This is a genomic window from Pantoea sp. EKM10T, assembly GCF_011800685.1.
Taxonomy (GTDB): domain Bacteria; phylum Pseudomonadota; class Gammaproteobacteria; order Enterobacterales; family Enterobacteriaceae; genus Pantoea; species Pantoea agglomerans.
The window spans coordinates 628,143-644,708 of sequence record NZ_JAALEU010000001.1; the positions used below are offsets into that span (position 1 = coordinate 628,143).

14 protein-coding genes and 1 pseudogene are annotated in these 16,566 nt (G+C 54.5%); 7 read left to right on the plus strand and 8 right to left on the minus strand.

Annotated features, from left to right (window positions below):
• Positions 1 to 4 precede the first annotated feature (4 nt).
• The gene (locus HFD95_RS02930; protein ID WP_010669898.1) at positions 5 to 601 is read right to left on the minus strand and encodes a hypothetical protein; all 597 of its coding nucleotides are present in this window, start codon (positions 599 to 601) and stop codon (positions 5 to 7) included.
• Positions 602 to 1,669: 1,068 nt separating this feature from the next.
• Positions 1,670 to 3,190: an aldehyde dehydrogenase family protein gene (locus HFD95_RS02935; protein WP_010669897.1), complete on the minus strand. Its 1,521-nt coding sequence runs from the start codon at positions 3,188 to 3,190 to the stop codon at positions 1,670 to 1,672.
• 232 nt (positions 3,191 to 3,422) lie between these two features.
• Between HFD95_RS02935 and HFD95_RS02940 the strand changes: the two genes are divergently transcribed.
• On the plus strand, positions 3,423 to 3,986 hold the full coding sequence (locus tag HFD95_RS02940; protein ID WP_022625824.1) for a class I SAM-dependent methyltransferase: 564 nt from the start codon (positions 3,423 to 3,425) through the stop codon (positions 3,984 to 3,986).
• Here the strand turns inward: HFD95_RS02940 and HFD95_RS02945 are convergent.
• Positions 3,974 to 4,699: a glutamine amidotransferase gene (locus HFD95_RS02945; RefSeq protein ID WP_167429809.1), complete on the minus strand. Its 726-nt coding sequence runs from the start codon at positions 4,697 to 4,699 to the stop codon at positions 3,974 to 3,976. The two genes, HFD95_RS02940 and HFD95_RS02945, sit on opposite strands and share 13 nt — an antisense overlap.
• Before the next feature lie 173 nt (positions 4,700 to 4,872).
• Between HFD95_RS02945 and HFD95_RS02950 the strand changes: the two genes are divergently transcribed.
• The 4 genes from HFD95_RS02950 (at position 4,873) to HFD95_RS02965 (ending at position 7,983) form a co-directional block, all read left to right on the plus strand.
• Positions 4,873 to 5,757, plus strand: a complete 885-nt coding sequence (locus tag HFD95_RS02950; RefSeq protein ID WP_010669895.1) for a DMT family transporter — start codon at positions 4,873 to 4,875, stop codon at positions 5,755 to 5,757.
• A gap of 46 nt (positions 5,758 to 5,803) precedes the next feature.
• The gene (locus tag HFD95_RS02955; protein WP_167429810.1) at positions 5,804 to 7,180 is read left to right on the plus strand and encodes a CoA transferase; all 1,377 of its coding nucleotides are present in this window, start codon (positions 5,804 to 5,806) and stop codon (positions 7,178 to 7,180) included.
• Positions 7,181 to 7,284: 104 nt separating this feature from the next.
• Complete coding sequence (locus tag HFD95_RS02960) at positions 7,285 to 7,545, plus strand: type II toxin-antitoxin system RelE/ParE family toxin (protein ID WP_061901548.1); 261 nt, start codon at positions 7,285 to 7,287, stop codon at positions 7,543 to 7,545.
• Positions 7,546 to 7,617: 72 nt separating this feature from the next.
• Positions 7,618 to 7,983 carry a helix-turn-helix domain-containing protein gene (locus tag HFD95_RS02965; RefSeq protein WP_167429811.1) on the plus strand — a complete coding sequence of 122 codons (366 nt, stop codon included), beginning with the start codon at positions 7,618 to 7,620 and terminating at the stop codon, positions 7,981 to 7,983.
• Positions 7,984 to 8,106: 123 nt separating this feature from the next.
• Here HFD95_RS02965 and HFD95_RS02970 read toward each other — a convergent pair whose 3' ends face one another.
• From HFD95_RS02970 to ghrA, 5 genes and pseudogenes are all read right to left on the minus strand, one after another.
• Positions 8,107 to 8,673 carry a molecular chaperone gene (locus HFD95_RS02970; protein WP_010246159.1) on the minus strand — a complete coding sequence of 189 codons (567 nt, stop codon included), beginning with the start codon at positions 8,671 to 8,673 and terminating at the stop codon, positions 8,107 to 8,109.
• A 27-nt stretch (positions 8,674 to 8,700) separates the two neighbouring features.
• Positions 8,701 to 8,895: pseudogene (locus HFD95_RS02975) on the minus strand (phosphatase); the annotation flags it as partial.
• A gap of 465 nt (positions 8,896 to 9,360) precedes the next feature.
• Complete coding sequence (locus HFD95_RS02980) at positions 9,361 to 10,056, minus strand: hypothetical protein (protein ID WP_064691199.1); 696 nt, start codon at positions 10,054 to 10,056, stop codon at positions 9,361 to 9,363.
• 604 nt (positions 10,057 to 10,660) lie between these two features.
• Positions 10,661 to 11,398, minus strand: coding sequence for a phosphatase (locus HFD95_RS02985; protein WP_167429812.1), 738 nt, complete (start codon positions 11,396 to 11,398; stop codon positions 10,661 to 10,663).
• 39 nt (positions 11,399 to 11,437) lie between these two features.
• Positions 11,438 to 12,379, minus strand: coding sequence for a glyoxylate/hydroxypyruvate reductase GhrA (gene ghrA, locus HFD95_RS02990; RefSeq protein WP_010669887.1), 942 nt, complete (start codon positions 12,377 to 12,379; stop codon positions 11,438 to 11,440).
• Positions 12,380 to 12,589: 210 nt separating this feature from the next.
• On the opposite strand from ghrA, the gene treA reads away from it, so the two are divergent.
• A complete protein-coding gene (treA, locus tag HFD95_RS02995) occupies positions 12,590 to 14,275 on the plus strand; it encodes an alpha,alpha-trehalase TreA (RefSeq protein ID WP_167429813.1) in 1,686 nt (561 codons plus the stop codon).
• A gap of 191 nt (positions 14,276 to 14,466) precedes the next feature.
• Positions 14,467 to 16,566 (plus strand): TonB-dependent siderophore receptor, encoded by a 2,100-nt coding sequence (locus tag HFD95_RS03000; protein WP_033779392.1) that lies wholly within the window; start codon positions 14,467 to 14,469, stop codon positions 16,564 to 16,566.

A 16,566-nucleotide genomic window follows, 5' to 3' on the forward strand; every position in this document is an offset into this window, starting at 1 on the left:
GCGATTAGTTAATAATCCAGGTTCCGTTAGTGCTGTTCTGGCAGGCGGTGCTGTCACCGTTTACCGCAACACAGGTTTTCTTCTTGCTGCTGCGCACCCGGCGCTTCGGCTGGTCAGCCTTAATCGTCTGATCGTAAAGCTCGCTTTTCACCACGGCGCGAAACGGCACATAGCCGGTCAGCTGAACGGTTGCCTGCGGCGCTGCGGAGGGTGCTGACTCTTTAACGGCACTGCTGGCTTTACCCGGCTCAGGTTCTGCTGACGCCTGAGCGGGTTCACCCAGCGCCAGCCAGTTGTTCTCTACCTGACCAATCACGGTGTAGCTTTCGCCGGTTTTCAGCGTCTCCACCACCTTGCCGCCAAAACTCGGATGGCTCATCACCGAAGCGGGATAGAGCGCACGGTAGGTTTCATTGACCGGGCTGAACTGCGCAGGCGGTTTAACCGCATAACGGTGACTGATCACCACGCCATCCACGGTGCTGGTGACCAGCGTGTCATCCGTCATTTTTGGCGGCGTTTTACAACCCGCGACAGAAAAAACAAACATCAGTCCTAACGCAATACGGAGCTTCACCATTTTTTTCATGTTGTGTTCCATTCATATCCTGGAGAGTGGCCAGAGGCCGGTTGTCAGTAATGAAAATCGGGGATGTGGTGCTGATAGAGCGCCACTTAGTGCCAGCCTAAAAGAAAAAACTTAAGCAAATAGCGTTAAAGTGCCATGGCGAGGCACGTTAAAAGATCAACTAACGTTAACTATTAAAAAGCAACTATGGCGACCGGGACGGGTGCAGTGAGAAATCTGAGCTGGCAAGAAATGATCAGAAACATGATCTATTTTTTTCCGTCAGATTGGATGAGGCAGGCAAAACCCAAGCTTTACTTATTCCATCCCTGGCCGAAAACTGACATATTGACTCAGATTTACACTTGAGACGCTATTCGCTGACAAAAGAAAAAAGCGCAGCGCATAGACTGATTTTCCTGTTTTTACGATCACATTCAGTAAGTTACAATATGTGTATAAGCTCATAGCTACCGCACGAGCCAGGTATATCCTGCCCGTAGGTATAAAATCACAATTCCTTTGTAAACATAAGCTGCGAGTTTACAGAAGATTGACAAAATTTCAACGGGCCACTTTCATAAGATTTTACTTAAGTAAAGTTTAAGTAATTTACTTAGTGCAAATATGTGTTACTTTTAATCACTCGCTTAGGATTATTCTTAACAAGATGAGCAACTATGAAGTATTCTTACACAGAAACCAGGCACCCCTGTAGTCAGCATTAAAAAAACTCATGTATAAAATGGCGCTGTTTAACCAGGCCGTAATGAAGGTTAACGGCGAGGTGACCGTAATACGTGGCAGTTTTTAGCGTAAAAAACAGTGAGATAATGGTTACAAATCAGCAAGTTGATTCAATATGGGACGGTTCAGAAAGGGCTGAGGATAAGGTGGTCGTGAAGCGAGATAAGCGAAGCGCAAAACGGCCCGGCGTCGCTTTAAGAAAGGACTGATTAATTGTTCTTTATCGGCATTGCAGCCATCGCCATGCTTCTGATGCTTCTCAGCGCGCCCGGCTACGTGGAGCAAAAAAAACCACGCCGTAGCGTGGTTCTGGGAGAAGAGCGCAGAGTTAACCTGGCAGGTTGCGGGCCAGAACTAGAAGAAGCCCAGCGGCTCGATACTGTAGCTGACCAGCAGGTTTTTAGTCTGCTGATAGTGATCCAGCATCATTTTGTGAGTCTCACGCCCGATACCCGACTTCTTATAACCGCCAAAGGCGGCGTGCGCCGGATAGAGGTGATAACAGTTGGTCCAGACGCGCCCGGCTTTAATCGCCCTGCCCACACGGTAAGCACGGTTGATATCGCGGGTCCAGACGCCAGCACCTAACCCATAGATGGAGTCGTTGGCGATACTGATTGCTTCTGCCTCATCTTTAAAGGTGGTGATGCCAATGACCGGGCCAAAGATCTCCTCCTGGAAAACGCGCATGCTGTTGTTGCCTTTCAGCAGTGTCGGCTGAATGTAGTAGCCGCTGTTAAGTGAGTCATCCAGCTTCTCTACGCCACCGCCCACCAGCACTTCCGCGCCCTCCTGTCGGGCAACCTCAAGATAAGAGAGAATTTTATCAAACTGCTGCTGCGACGCCTGCGCGCCCACCATGGTTTCGGTATCCAGCGGATCGCCACGTTTGATGGTTTTTACCCGCTTCATCACGGCCGCCATAAAGGGTTCGTAGATCGACTCCTGTACCAGCGCACGCGACGGACAGGTACAGACTTCGCCCTGATTCAGGAAACCCAGCACCACGCCTTCGGCGGCTTTCTCTATAAAGCTCTCCTCCGCCTGCATGATGTCTTCAAAGAAGATGTTAGGTGATTTACCGCCCAGCTCAACGGTCGAGGGGATCAGGCTTTTTGCTGCCAGCTCCAGAATATGACCGCCGGTTGCGGTAGAGCCGGTGAAGGCTACCTTGGCGATGCCGGAATGGGAGGCGAGCGCTTCACCCGCCTCTTTGCCGAACCCATGCACCACGTTCAGCACACCCGGCGGCAGCAGATCTTTAATCAGATCGACAAAAACGGTGATCGACAGCGGGGTCTGCTCAGCCGGTTTCAGCACCACACAGTTACCCGCGCCCAGTGCCGGAGCCAGTTTCCACGCCGCCATTAATAGCGGAAAGTTCCATGGAATGATCTGCGCTACCACGCCCAGCGGCTCATGGAAATGATAGGCGGCGGTGAACTCATCAATCTCGGCGGCACTGCCCTCCTGCGCCCGGACACAACCGGCAAAGTAACGGAAGTGATCGACGGCCAGCGGCATATCGGCCGCCAGGGTTTCGCGTACCGGTTTACCGTTATCCCAGGTTTCATAGACCGCCATCGTCTCCAGATGCTGTTCCAGCCGATCGGCGATTTTCAGTAACAGCAGTGAGCGTTGTTGCGGCGAGGTCTTGCCCCAGGCTTCCGCCGCCGCTGCCGCAGCAGCCACAGCGTTATCAACATCGGCAACGTCTGAGCGCGGAAACTCACCGGCCGCAGAGCCGTTCACCGGGGAGGTATTGGTGAAGTAGTTGCCGTTCACCGGCGCGACGAATTCACCATTAATGAAGTTGCCATAATTCTTTTGTAGGGTAATCAGAGAACCCTGTTCTCCGGGGGCGGCATAACGCATGATCATTCTCCTGACAGGTGACTGATGTAACAATGATGAAACTTATTATTAACATGAAGCATCATCAAGAGCCTGTCAGTTCTGTTAACCGGAAACTGTGACCGCCCCGAAGGAATGGGTGTTTACGCTTCGTCTTTAGATAATTCTGACTTTTACCCAAAAGGCTGGTCAGAGAGAAACTTGTGCGGCACAAAGGGGTCAACGTGAGGATGAATTCATTCTGGAGATGAGCATGCTGGCTTCAGCTTTTACCCTGATGCGCGCTAAAGCCAATTTCGTGCATCAGTTTATCCGCAACCCGCGCAAGATGGGCAGCATTACGCCCTCGTCAGAGGCGCTGTGCCGCACCATGATTGCGTCGGTGGAATGGCCTGAAAAGTTACGTATTGCCGAACTCGGCGCGGGCGACGGTGTACTGACGCGGCAGATACTGGCGCAGATGTCACCCGATGCCACGCTGGATGCCTTTGAGATCAGCAGCACGCTGGCCGATAAGCTTAATGCGCTGAACGATCCGCGCATGACGGTGCGCACCTGTTCAGCGGAATACCTGAGCGGAGAATATGACGTGATCTTCTCCGGCCTGCCGCTGCTCTCATTACCCACTGAATTGCGTGAGGCGATTCTGCGTGCGGTGTATAACGCGCTCGGGCCCAACGGCGTCTTTGTACAGTTCCAGTATACCTCGCTGACTCAGCCAGACCTGTCGCGCTACTTCACCTGGGAGCGCCAGCGGGTGATGAAAAACGTGCCACCCGCCTGGGTCTATCGCTGCACGCGTCACTACGCACCCTGAGCTTGCGCCATTGCAGGGCGCGTTTGTTGCCAGAACGCCACCAGCAACTCACGTGCCCAGTCTTTCCCCTCCATCTCGTTTGCCCCATCTTCTGTACAGCCTTTGGGCATACAAACGTTCATGATGTGCCGTGAAAATTCAGGATGAAACTGCACCGATAGCGCCTGCGGCGAATAACGGACAATCTGACAGCCATCGCGCGCAGAGGCGGCCAGCACCTGCGCCTGTTGTGGCGCGCTGATCACCGACTGGCGATGTGACAGCCAGACGCTGAAGTCCTGTGGCAATTTCTTTAGTAGCGGATCGCGCTGCGCCTCCGGCATACAGTTGATTGGTAACAGCCCGCGTTCCCAGCCGTTGGGGTTGTCAGCCACCTCGCCGCCCAGCGCATAGGCCATCAGCTGGTGACCGTAGCAGACCCCCAGCAGCGGCAAGCCCTTATCCATCGCTGCCCGAATCCATACGGCGCTGCGTTCGCTCCATTCAGCGTGATCGGTGACCATCGCCCAGGAACCGCTGAGGATCGCCCCGGAAATCTGGTCGAAAGCGGGTAGCGCCTCGCCCAGATGGGGCCGTACAATCAGGTATTCATCGGGTTGCAGGTTTAACGCGTCGATGAACCAGCGCGGCTGTTCACCAATCTCTGAGACAACGTTTGCAGGTGGGACTTCAAGCTGAATTAACGCAAGGGGTAAGGCGGACGTGTAGGTCATACCGAATCAGTTCCTTTAAGAAGTCGTTTCAAATCAGTCTGCCAGCAACGCGCCCGAAAGTCTCATCAGGCTGCGCCGCAATCGCAGAAAATTTCTCCCTGCGATTGGCTGCAATGCCGCAGTTCGTGCCATCATTAGCGGGCTAAGCAAAAAAACATCGAAAGGATATTATCGTGGCTGTGCGGCATTTTTTTCTGATTCTGATGGTGGTTTCAATCTGGGCCTTCAACAACGTTGCGGTGAAATGGGGCCTGCTGGAGCTTCCGCCACTTTTCCTGACGTTTATGCGCTTTGTGGTCGTCGCCATCGTACTGGTACCGTTTTGCCGGATTAACCGTCAGCAGCTACCCTGGCTGTTGCTGCTGGCTTTCACGTTCGGTTTTATGCACTTCTCGCTGCTGTTTGTCGGCCTGCGCTATACCGATGCCGGCACCGGCGCGATTGTGGTTCAGCTCGGTACACCCATTGCCATGCTGCTGGCGATGGTGGTGCTGAAAGAGAAGCTGAAGCTGGTGCAGCTGATGGGCATTATGATCTCGCTGAGCGGCGTCGTCGTGCTCTCCGGCAGCCCGACGATTCCGTCGTGGTGGGTGCTTTGTCTGTTGTTGTGCAGCGCCACCGGCTGGGCTGTCAGCAACCTGATTGTGAAAAAGTCACCGCCGATTAAACCGCTCACCATGACCGGCTGGATTGCGTTTCTGGCCATTCCTGTCGTCGGCGCATCCAGTCTGTTGATGGAATCACATCAGCTCTACGCCCTGCAAAATGCGGGCTGGCACGGCTGGTTTGCCATTCTTTACAGCGCTATCGCCTCGTCAATTGTCGCCTATACACTGTGGTATATGCTGCTGAAGAAATATAACGTCAACCTGATCATGCCCTACTCACTGCTGACGCCGGTATTATCCGTGCTGATGGGCATTGTGGTGCTGGGCGACAGCCTCAACAGCTTCAAGATTATCGGTGCGTCGCTGGTAATCCTTGGTACCGCTATTGCCGTAATCAACCTGCGTAGCCTGCGGATGCATGCCCGCTTCCCGCGCCTGCGGCGGCGTTAATCCCGCGTGCTATGCTTGAGAAATCACCTCTCTCAGGAAGCACAACATGGACTCACCGCTTGCCGCCTCTCTCTGGCAGCAGATGCAGCAGGGATTGCGAGATAGCGACGCCGCCTGGCTTCTCCCCGCCTTCGTTGATCGCGCCACCTTCTCTTCTGCCTTTGCCGTCAGTGAACTGGCGGCCACCAGCATCGGTCTGGCAACGCAGGCTGCTGCTGCGCTTATCGCCACATCCCGCCCTGAACTCTCTCCGCCCGTCACCGTTAACGTCCGGCTGGCGTCACGCTGGTTTCAGCAGAGCTTTCATCCGCTGAATCGCGCGGCACCCGCGATGTGGGATGCGTTTGCCGGTGACTATCGCAGCCGGGATGGCTGGATCCGTCTGCACACCAACGCCGTGCATCACCGGCTGGCGATGGAGCGGGTGCTGGGCGCGCACGCCGATCGCGCAGCACTGGCACAGCAGGTGCAACAGTGGCAGGCCAGCGAACTGGAGCAGGCCGTTATTGATGCGGGTGGCTGTGCCGCAGAGATGCGCAGCGCCGCCGCCTGGCAGCAGCATCCGCAGGGCCAGGCCGTGCAGCGCGAACCGCTGTTTAGCTGGCAGACCACACAACAGGCAGCGGCGCCGGAGTGGCCGCTGGCCGAAGCCCGTCCTTTACTGGGCATTAAAGTACTGGATCTGACGCGGATTATTGCCGGGCCGGTCGCTACCCGTTTTCTTGCCAGCCTGGGAGCCAGCGTGCTGCGCATCGATCCGCCCGGCTGGCAGGAGCCGACGCTGGATGAAGAGATGAGCTGCGGCAAGCGACGAGCGGTGCTGGATCTGACTCAGACCGCCGATCGCGAGCAGTTTATCCACCTGCTGCGTGAAGCGGACGTGCTGGTGCATGGCTATCGGGCGGATGCGCTGGAACGGCTCGGGTTTGACGCGGAGACCCTTCAGTCACTCTCACCCGGTCTGGTTGATGCCGGCCTGAATGCCTGGGGCTGGCAGGGTCCGTGGCGCAATCGCCGGGGTTTTGACAGTCTGGTGCAGATGGGATGCGGCATTGCTGAAAGAGGCATGCAGTGGCAGCAGAGCGACAAACCGGTTCCGCTGCCGGTACAGGCGCTGGATCATGCCAGCGGCTATCTGCTGGCGGCGGCAGTGCTGGAGGGATTACGGCGACGCATTATTGAGGGCCACGGCAGCCAGGTCCGGCTGTCGCTGGCGCGCACCGCGTGGCTGTTGCAGCAGCATCCCACCGATCAGCACACAGGCTCCGGCATTACGCCGCAGGTTAAGGATAACCTGCCCTGTTACGAATTAACGCCGTGGGGGTTTGGAGTGAGGCTGCGAGCAGCCGCCTGGCTGCCCGGCACCCCACAGCTCTGTGCGACGCCTGGCTGTGCGCCGGGTACGCACCCGGCGACGTGGTGAAGCAAAACATTAGATAATTAGAAAAATAATGTTGATAGCATTAGATTTCTATCTTATTATTTACACATGAGTCAGGGACGAAGTTCATTGAAACGGGGTGCAGAATGGTCAGGGTAGACTGGTCCAGGCGGGCATTGAAGCACCTTATGAAGATCGACAAACGTTATCAGAAAATCATTTACCAGAAGGTGGGTGAGTTAGTCAGTTTCCCGGTCGTCACACTGGACATTAAAAAAATGCAGGGCAGAGATAATCACTACCGGCTGCGGGTTGGCAACTACCGGGTCCTTTTTACGTTAACCGGGGGCGAACCGGTGATTCTGGAAATTACAGAGGTAGCAAGAAGAACATCCGTCACTTACTAAAGCTTTTTGGATACCGGCATAGCCTTACGCACTCACGACCTCTGCTGCGACACACAATTACCCGGATAAACTATGTCAAAACAGTACATCTATGATGAAGCAGGCAAACCCCAGTTTGTGGTCTTGCCGGTGGCGGAATATGAAAGGCTGCTCTCGGCCAGCGATGGCGAATGGGAGACTATTCCTGTGGAGGCTGACGAGCAAGACGATGAGACGATCCCGCACGACGTTGCAGGGATCATGATTGAGCAGGAAGTGAGTCTTCAGGCGGCCTGGCGCATCTGGCGGGGGCTTAGCCAGCATGATGTGGCTCAGCAGTTGGGGACCACGCAAAGTGCGATCTCTCAACTGGAGCGTATTGAAAGTAAGCCGCAGAAAAAGACGCGTGAACGTCTCGCAAAACTGTATGGCTGCCGACCCGGGCAGTTAATCCTGTAAGCCGATTGAGAGGGCTCAGGTGCCCGAAAAAAAGCACGCCGTATCCAGAGAATCCCCCCCAGAACCCATTGAGAAAGATGATTCAGCACTGTGCGCCGGGTACGCACCCGGCGACGTGGTGAATCAGGCGTCAGGCGTCTCTTCGCTGCTATCCAGCAGTTCGTTGTACATCGCCTGGATCGCTTCGCGGCTCAGCATGGCAAGAGTACGATAAAAAGCGGTGGTCGCGTGCGCTTCCACTTTCCCCAGGAAAGCACCGCACCACGGCAGCAGATACTCTTCAAACAGCGCCATCTGCGCCGCGCTCTCATCTTCCGCTGACTGATCTTCCAGCCATGACGCAGCCAGCATCAGCACACCAAAATGATCAGCAGGCGCATCGCTCAGCGGCATTCCGCGTGACGTTAAAAACGCACGCACTTCTGGCTCCGTTTTGCCTTCCGGCCACTGTGAGGCGTACGGCGGCACGTTGCAATCGCTGCCAACAAACAGCGCGTTGTAATCGGCGGCCAGCGCCTGGGGATCGCTGTTCTGTTGCAGACGGGTCAGCAGCTCATCCTGCTCCAGCGGCCACTGCGACTGCAGTTTGCCTTCACGCAGCAGCGTAAACAGCGGCACCAGCAGCGGGTCCTGCGGCTGACGATTAAACAGTGAGCCGATCACGCGGCACAGAATGGAAAACTCATTCATGAGTCAGATTTCCTTGAGGCAAGTAAATTAAAAGTCAGCCAGTTCAGCAATATGTTTGCCGCTGCGCTGCTCCAGAAAGTCGAGCAGGCGACGCGGCGTGACATTTAACACCCGATCCTCAGGAAAATCCACCTCGCGGGCGATGCGCAGGCAATGTTCAAAATTTCCGAGCGTAAACGCCGTATGGGAATCGGAGCCAAATGCCAGCCGTCCACCGGCATCGGCGGTCTTAACAACGGCGATGACCGGGACTCTGAGTAATCCACCCTTACACCTGGCTATCTCAGCCAGAAAGTGAGTTCATACTTCAGAAAAAATCTTAAAGCAACTGGTTAATTTTGCATAGAAAACTTCAGAATACATCATCCAGCAACTTCTGATTCTGATGAACTATTAGCCAGGCGGAATGAAGATATGCAATAACAGGCTAATCAAACTCGTAAATTTTCATAAAAAAATAGAATAAAATAAAAAGCACTTTTCATACGGGGGCTTACCTCCACTAGTAATAGCGAAAATATTTTCCACAAAAATAAATAATTAAAAGGATCCATAGAAAAGCGAACAGCAGACCATATGTAGGAAAAACGCTTACAAAAAAAATGGCCCCGACCAGACCGGCCGCTGGTGGTATAAGTCCAAAGAAGGATTGACTTACCCAGGCATATAGCCAGCGAAGGATCGCCTTCATTTTATTAAAATCTTGTTTAGTAGATTTAAAATCTGCTCTTCGCTAGTGGAACCTGAATTTTTCAAATAGATTATTTTAGACATTTCCGGCTCAATCAAATAATAGAACATTTCTAAATTAGCATTATATAAGTCGAAGTAATACTCCGCATCATCGAAGCGTAATTTTCTTGCTGCTTTTGTGGCAATCTCAAACTTACCATAAAATTTAAAAGCGGTTACGGCATACGAACTTGTAGCATTAATTACATTAATATGTGACTGTTTGAAATCCCGGGATTGTGTAATAACGAGCGCGATTAACTGTGCTATAGCAAGTTTAGAGAATTTACCAGAAGCATAATCAGACGCTTTTTCAGCTAACAGTCTCTGTATGTTCTGGATGCCTGTATCACCAATACGGCTCAGTTTTTTTCTGAAGTATATTTCTACCATCTCTAAAACCACGTCCTGCCGGGTAAACAGCATTCTGAGTTGCTTCAGGTATCGCAAATCTTCCTGCTTAAGTTGATTACAAACATCCTTGTAGTCATCAAAAAAGCATGAACCATAGCCGCTTGCACGTTGAGCGCCAGACACAATCCCCCTTCCTGTATCAAGCATTGTTTGATGTAACTCAGCAAGTGCCTTCTCAAAGTTAAGCGCAATGGTTCGCTCTGCCTGAAGTTTAATCTTAAGATAAGACATGCTCATACTCATCCCTTTGTGTAGAATTCCTTATGCAACGATTGTATACTGAAGTGAAAGGTATGCAAAGAGAATGGCTTATGAAAAGGATCAAGTGGCTGGCTTTATACACCGTATTTACTCTATTTTATCTTATAGTGATCCCGGAAATCATCTTCAGAACCCTTTCGGAAGATGCTTACATGAAGCTCGGTAAAATCGTAAATCCATTTCAAATTTTCCCTTCAACAGCGAATGCATTATTCATAGCAATAATAATTTCAGCTTTGCTATTAGCATGGTTAACTATTAAATTAGTAAAGCGCGTTACCAGGCGTGGTAATTCTACGCTTTAATCTAACGCGATCAATAAAGAGCAGAGTAGAACTTAAAGTTTACGCCATTACCCGCCCGGACGAACCGCCCCGTTGACATTGCTAACCCGAACGATTGAGACCATTTTTCAGTTATTAAGTGCTCTCTCAGCTTTAAGCTTCAGGTCTTGCCACACGCCCTTTCCGGGCTGATAAGAGAACACGTTACGGTAAAATACTCGCCTCAGTCATTATATCCCCGCAGATAAAAGCGGGGATTTTCATCATGGTGAGCGTGTTGCTTACCTGGCATGGCGCTAAAAGTCAGCCAGTTCAGCAATATGTTTGCCGCTGCGCAGCTCCAGAAAGTCGAGCAGGCGACGCGGCGTGACATTTAACACCCGATCCTCAGGAAATTCCACCTCGCGGGCGATGCGCAGGCAATGTTCAAAATTTCCGAGCGTAAACGCCGTATGGGAATCGGAGCCAAATGCCAGCCGTCCACCGGCATCGCGCACCGCGGTAGCGATAGCCCGGCAGTTCGGTTCACTGCCCGGACGCGAATGGGTAAAGGAGGAGTTGTTCAGCTCCAGCGCCACATCGTAGTGCGCGGCTGCCTCGGCGATAGCCGGGATATCGACCGGGAATTTCGGGTTGCCTGGATGACTGATGATATGGACCAGCCCGCCCGCCATCGCGGCGATCATCGCATCCGTGTGATGTTTCCGGTCGCGCGGCGCATAAACCGGCTCGTGAAAACCGGCGACGATCAAATCCAGCGCATCGAGCATCGGGCCGGAACAGTCGATTTCGCCCTGCTGATTTTTAATATTGGCTTCGATACCGCGCAGAATACCCACGCCATCGATCACGCGCGGCCAGACGCGCATATTAATGAAGTGCCAGTAGTGCGGCGCGTCGGCCATGTCGGGGCCGTGATCGGTAATAGCAAACAGTTTCATGCCGGTTTGCTTCGCCTGAGTCACGTAGTCGTGCAGCGTGCTGTAAGCATGCGTGCTGGCGATGGTGTGCATATGCAGATCTACCGGATACATCCTCTTCTCCTGCTGATTGCCCCTGACGGGGCCGGTTCATTAATAGCCGCGCTGACGATCCACCCTGCCCTGCGGCGGCTCGCCTGCCTGGTCCTGGGTGATGGCGCGAGCGATGTAGTCGATAGCTTCGTCGATCAAGGTTACCGCCGCATTATGGGGCGTGATCGTGACGCGCGGATGTGACCAGAGCGGATGCGCTTCGGGCAGCGGTTCAACCTGAAAGACATCCAGCGCCGCCGCTTTCAGCTGCCCGCTATTGAGCGCGGCCAGCAGATCTTCTTCCACCACCTGCGCGCCACGCGCGATGTTGAGGAAGAAAGCGCCGTGCGGCAGCTGCTGTAAAAAGTGGTGGTCGATAAGATTAATGGTCTCGTGCGTGCTCGGCAGCAGGTTGATCACCACCCGCGTCTCCTGCAGAAAGGCAGGCAATGCATCGCGACCGGCAAAGCTGGTCACGCCATCAATTTCTTTGGGTGAGCGGCTCCAGACGCGTAACGGGAATCCCCAGGGTTTAAGGCTTTCCGCCACACTCTGCCCCAGCACGCCCGCCCCCAGGATGCCGATAGTAAAGTTTTCACGCGTGTAAGCGGGCAGTGGCTGCCAGCACTGTTGCTGCTGCTGGAGACGGTAGTCGTCAAAACGACGGAACCAGCTCAGTACGCTGTGAACCGCATACTCCTGCATCTGCCGCGCCATGCCGGTATCTTCCAGCCGGTACAGTGGCACGCTGTCGGGCAGCATCTCAGGGTTCTGCTGCAGCTGTTTCAGAATCTCGTCCACGCCTGCCCCCAGCGCAAAGACGCCGCGCAGGGTGGCGCGTCCCTGTAGCATTTCTGTGGGGGGCGAACGGACCAGCGCGTAATCAGCCGGACCATTATCGCCTGGCTGCCAGGCACGCACCCGCGCCTGGGGCAGCCGCTGTTGTAAACCGTTAATCCAGGCCGCTGCAGACTGCGACGGGTGATACCAGATGATCTCCATCCTGCTCTCCTTTTTTTCTTTCAGCGTCAGGGAAAAGTAGGGTGAGAGCAAGAAAAAACCAGCGTAATAAAGCGGTTTTTTCCATAAAAATAATTCCCGTGGCTTCACATTTCCGGCTCGCTTCAGGGTGAAGTGGTCAGATAAGGTCTAAAGTTGGTCCTGTGGTCAATGCGTTACGCGCGGCCGCGTTTCGGACAAGGAGAAAAACCGATGACAAAAATTGAGGTAAACGCCGCTCCACGGCGTCAGCGTTATGCGCCCTTTCTGCTCACGTTGCTGCTGAGCGTACCCGCCTTCACTGCCCAGGCCGACGACAACAGTCGCATGCTGAATAATCAGCCGCAGCCGCCTGACGTTCGTTTAGGACCGCTGTTTAATGCCGTGCAACAAGCGAAGTTCTATCCCGATCAAAAGACCTTTGCGGATGCGGTGCCGAAATTCGATCCCGCCTCAATTCTTGCCGACTGGCAGATGCAGAAGAAACAGCGCAATTTCGATCTTAAGCGTTTTGTGGATGCCAACTTTACCCTGCCCGCGGCCGGTGACAAATATGTGCCGCCAGCCGGACAAAACCTGCGTGACCACATTGATGGCCTGTGGCCGGTGCTGACGCGTACCACCAGCAGCGCCGGTCAGTATGACTCGCTGCTGCCGTTGCCCAAACCCTATGTGGTACCAGGCGGGCGCTTCCGCGAAGTCTATTACTGGGACAGCTACTTCACCATGCTGGGGCTGGCCGAGAGCGGGCACTGGGATAAAGTGCAGGATATGGTGGATAACTTCGCCTCGCTGCTCGACCGCTATGGCCACATTCCCAACGGCAACCGCAGCTACTATCTGAGCCGGTCACAGCCGCCGTTCTTCAGCCTGATGGTCGATCTGCTGGCGACGCACGATAACGGCAAAGCCTATACCCGTTATCTGCCGCAGCTGCAGAAAGAGTATAACTACTGGATGGCAGACAGCGATAAAGTCGTGGCGGGCGCAGCCAGCAAGCGTGTGATTAAGCTGGCGGACGGCAGCCTGCTCAACCGCTACTGGGATGCGCGCGACGTGCCACGTACAGAATCCTGGATGGATGACATTGCCACCGCCCAGAAAGCGCCGCAGAGGAATAAAGCCGAACTCTACCGGGAGCTGCGTTCCGGTGCGGCGTCGGGCTGGGATTTCAGTTCGCGCTGGTTTACCGATGCGCATAACCTGTCGACAATTCGTACCACGCAGCTGGCCCCGGTTGACCTCAACAGCCTGCTGTTCCATCTGGAGCAGACCCTGTCAAAAGGCTATCAGATGAACAAGCAGAGCGATCTGGCGAAGCAGTTTGCCGATCGCGCGGAGAAACGCCAGGCGGCGATCAACCGCTATCTGTGGGACAGCAAGCAGAACTGGTACGCCGATTATGACTGGCAGAAAAAGCAGGTCCATCCTCAGCTGACTGCTGCCGCGCTGTTCCCGCTCTATCTGCAGGTCGCCAGCGATAAGCAGGCTGAAAGCACCGCCAGCGCAGTGGAAAAACAGCTGCTGAAACCAGGCGGTCTGGTGACCACCACCGTGAACAACGGTCAGCAGTGGGACGCGCCGAATGGCTGGGCACCGCTGCAGTGGGTCGCTGTGGAAGGTCTGGAGCACTACAACCAGCCAAAACTGGCGAAAGAGGTGGGATTACGCTTCCTGCAAAACGTTCAGAACACCTATGACCGTGAGCATAAGCTGGTGGAGAAATATGTCGTTGATGGCAAAAATCTCGGCGGCGGCGGTGGCGGTGAATATCCGCTGCAGGATGGCTTCGGCTGGACCAACGGCGTCACGCTTAAACTGCTGGATAAGTACTGCCCGAAAGATAAAACCTGTAACAGCGCCCACGATATTCCGCAGGCGTCTGCCTCACAACCTTAATCCACTCTGGATACCTCTGGCCTTGCCGGGGGTATCCCCACTTCATTTCCGCGAATTTTACTTGACCTTCTTTCATCAACAGGCAAAATTGCAGCCAATTTACAAAAGGTAATAATTCTCATTATGATAATGAGATTGCCTATCAAAGCTTTTATTCACCTGCCTGAACCTTTGCCAAGAAAGGAATTTTGATGAAACTGTCATTGTCGCTGAAAGGTTATGTTCCCCTATGCACCCTGGCGCTGACCGCGCCTGCTCTGAGTTATGCTGCCGATATGGTGGTAACCGCGCAACCGCAGGAAGATTCGACCTCGCCGACCCAGGGCTATCTGGCGACGACCAGCCAGGGCGCAACCAAAAGCGACCGTCCGCTCATCACCACGCCGCAATCGATTTCCGTGGTCACCCGCCAGCAGATGCAGGATCAGGGCGCGCTGACCCTGAACCAGGCGCTGGGCTATAGCTCCGGCGTCTTCACCAACTTCGGCGGTGCCGCGACCCGTTACGACACCATTGCCTTGCGTGGCTTCCATGGCGGCGATGTCGATAACACCTTCCTCGACGGCATGCGGCTGATGAGCGACGGCGGCAGTTTCAACGGCCTGCAGGTGGATAACGCCTTCCTTGAGCGCATCGACGTGATCAAAGGCCCCTCTTCTGCGCTTTATGGCCAGACGGTGCCGGGCGGACTGGTGAACATGGTCACCAAGCGTCCTCAGTTCAGCGAAGAGGGTCACATCCAGTTGCAGGCGGGCAGCAACGCCACCACCGGCACGATGTTTGACTATACCAATGCCATCAACGATCAGTGGGCGTTTCGCCTGACCGGCGTGACCCGCAACAGCGATACCCAGTACGATCACACCCGCGAAGAGAAATATGCGCTGATGCCGCAGCTGATGTGGCAGCCGGATGAAGATACGCATCTGATCCTGAAAGCCTATCTGCAGAAGGATCCGTCGGGCGGCTATCACGGTTCGGTACCGGGTGACGGCAGCCTCACCGAACACAACGGCTACAAGCTGAGCAACGGCTTTTATGAGGGCAACAGCGATCTCGATCAGTTCAAGCGTCGCGAGCAGATCTACAGCTTCGATTTCGCCCATCGCTTTAACGACGTCTGGTCATTCTCCTCGACCGGCAGCTACAGCCACTCGAATGTCGATCTCGATCAGGTCTATCAGATTGGCTGGGACAGCGTGAATCCCGATCTGCTGAACCGCTACTACTCTGGCGAGCGCTCGTCGCTCTCGGCCTGGTCCACCGATAACCGCTTACAGGCGGAGTTCGATACCGGCGAGCTGGAGCACCGCGTCACCCTGGGTGCTGAGTATCATCGTTATAAAAATGAGATCACTGCCGCAGGCGGCTCGGCCAACCAGCTTAATGCACGGACTGGTGAACAGGTTGGCGACATGCCTGATTACACCTGGGCCGATAAAACCCGTCGCTACTATCAGACCGGCCTCTATCTGCAGGATGAGATGAAGCTGGATCGCTGGCATCTGGATCTCTCCGGTCGTTATGACCGCATTGTCGCCAATAACAGCGGCAGCGATCGCCGTCAGGATGATCACATCAGCGGCCGCGCAGCACTGCTCTATGCCTTCGACAACGGTATCTCGCCTTACGTCAGCTGGAGCCAGGCGATTACCCCGACCGCGCTCACCGATCCCAACAACAACCTGCTGAAGCCGACTACCGCCGAGCAGTATGAAGCCGGGGTGAAATATCAGCCGGTCGGCACCCGCGATCTCTATAGCGTGGCGGTCTATGACCTGACGCAGAAAGATGTGGCGAACCGCGACGTGCTGACGGCGACTTATACGCCATCAGGCAAAGTGCATTCACAGGGCATCGAGCTGGAAGCGCGTAATCAGTTAACCCCGCGTCTGAGCACCGTGGCGAGCTATACGCTGAATCATCTGCGCTTTAAAGAGTCGGTGGATGGCAATGACGGACATACGCCATATGTCACACCCAACAGCATGGCTGCACTCTGGGGTCACTATCAGTTTGATTACGGTCTGAGTGCGGGTGCGGGCGTGCGTTACATCGGCAAACAGTGGGCGGACAATGAAAACACCACGCGTGTGCCGTCTGTTACGCTGTTTGATGCGTCAGTGCGGGCCGATCTCGGCGTCTGGAACAACAGCCTGAAAGGTGCATGGGTGCAGGTCAACGCCAATAACCTGACCGACCGTACCTATGTAGCGGGCTGTTACGGCACGGGCTACTGCTACTGGGGCGCGGAACGCAGCGTAATGGCGACAGTCGGTTACGACTTCTGA